Source organism: Streptomyces sp. NPDC111802, assembly GCF_055634335.1.
This window is the reverse complement of sequence record NZ_JBVKCZ010000217.1, coordinates 1-1,531: the sequence shown is the minus strand read 5'-3', so window position 1 is coordinate 1,531 and position 1,531 is coordinate 1. Positions and strand designations below refer to the sequence as shown.

Below are 1,531 nucleotides of genomic sequence, written 5' to 3'. Positions count from 1 at the left end.
GAAGGCGTGGAGGAGGGTGAGGGAGCGGCGCCAGGAGGGGTCTTTGTGGGGTGGTTTGTCTGTGCTGGCGGCGCTGGTGGTGGGGGTGGTGGTGTTCTGGGTGTGCATGGGTTGCTACCTGTCTGCCGTGCGGGTGTGGGTGTGGTAGGCCTCGGTGGCGACGGCGCGGAAGTGGCGCACGGTGCGGTGCCAGCGGTAGCGGGTGGCGTGCTGGGCGGCCATCTCGCCGAGGGTGGTGCGGCGTTCGTGGTTGAGGGTGAGGGTGCACCAGGCGGCGGCGAAGGAGCTTTCGCCGTCGGCGAGGTGGCCGGTGACTTGGTGGGTGATGGAGTCGCGCAGGCCGGGGATGTCGAAGCCGATCGCGGGGGTGTGGCGGGCGGCGGCTTCGGTGATGACCAGGCCCCAGCCTTCTACCAGGGAGGGGTGCAGCAGCAGCCAGGCCTGGCACAGCAGGCGGTGTTTGGCTGTTTCGGAGATGTGTCCGGTGAAGACGACGCCGTCGCCTGCCATGGCCTGCAGCCGGGTGCGTTCGGGTCCGTCACCGATGATGACCAGGCGTCCGCCGGTGATCGGGCGGACCAGGTCCCACAGTCTGAGGAGCAGGTCGATCCGTTTGTATTCCACGAGCCGTCCCACGGCCACGAAGAGCGGCTGGGGTGATTTGGGCAGCAGTGGTCCGGGTTCTTCGACGCCGCTGTGGACGATTCTGATCCGGTCGGGGTCGGCGCCGATGCTGTCCAGGGCGGTGGCGGTCGAGCCGGACATGGCGACGATCAGGTTGCGGCGGTGCGCGCCGGTCAGTGCCCAGTGCTCCAGACGGCGGCCCAGACCGGCCAGCGGGCCGGGATAGCGCAGGTCCCACAGGTCGGAGTGGACGTGGTTGACCAGGCACAGGGTCGGCCCGTCGTGCCACAGCGGGGCCAGGTAGGGCATCCCGTTGCAGACTTCGACCAGCAGGTCGCAGTCACCGACCTGGCGGGTGAATGCCCGTTTGGCGCGCAGGAAGTGAGCCAGATCACCGCCCGCGGATACCACCCGGTAGTCACGGTGCACGGCCGGTCCCCCGCACAGCAGGGTGACCTCATGCCCGCTCGCGGTCAGTCCCTGGGCCAGACGGTCCACGAGCAGCTCGGAGCCCCCGGCGGCGGGGTTCGCCAGGTCCCGGCGGGCCAGGAACACGATCCGCCGCGGCACCCGCAGCGCGGGCTCACACGACGCGGCCAGCGAGCCACGGGCAGAGACAACAGCCGGAACACTGCCGGTCGTCCCGGCACGCGGCGAAGGTAAGTCCTGGGGCATACACGTTCTAACTTGTCTCAGGGCACGGAACCCATACGGGCTGGAAATTCCGGGGCCACCGGCAGGGGACAGACATCTAGCCGCCAGTTTTCGCCCCACCCTCAGCTCCAGCTACTCACCACCATGACAATTTCCCCCCACACCCACCCACATGACATACCTCACCCTCCCCGCGAATGACGCCCTCCCGAAACCCGCCCCCGAACCACCAACACACCACCAACAACAGCGA

The 1,531-nt window shown here is 68.6% G+C and carries 1 protein-coding gene; it reads right to left on the bottom strand.

Annotated elements, in window-relative coordinates; translation table 11 throughout:
* Positions 1-114: 114 nt before the first annotated feature.
* Entirely contained in the window at positions 115-1,299 is a 1,185-nt protein-coding gene (locus ACZ7NC_RS45575) for a glycosyltransferase family 4 protein (protein ID WP_471498363.1), read from the bottom strand.
* Positions 1,300-1,531: the final 232 nt, after the last annotated feature.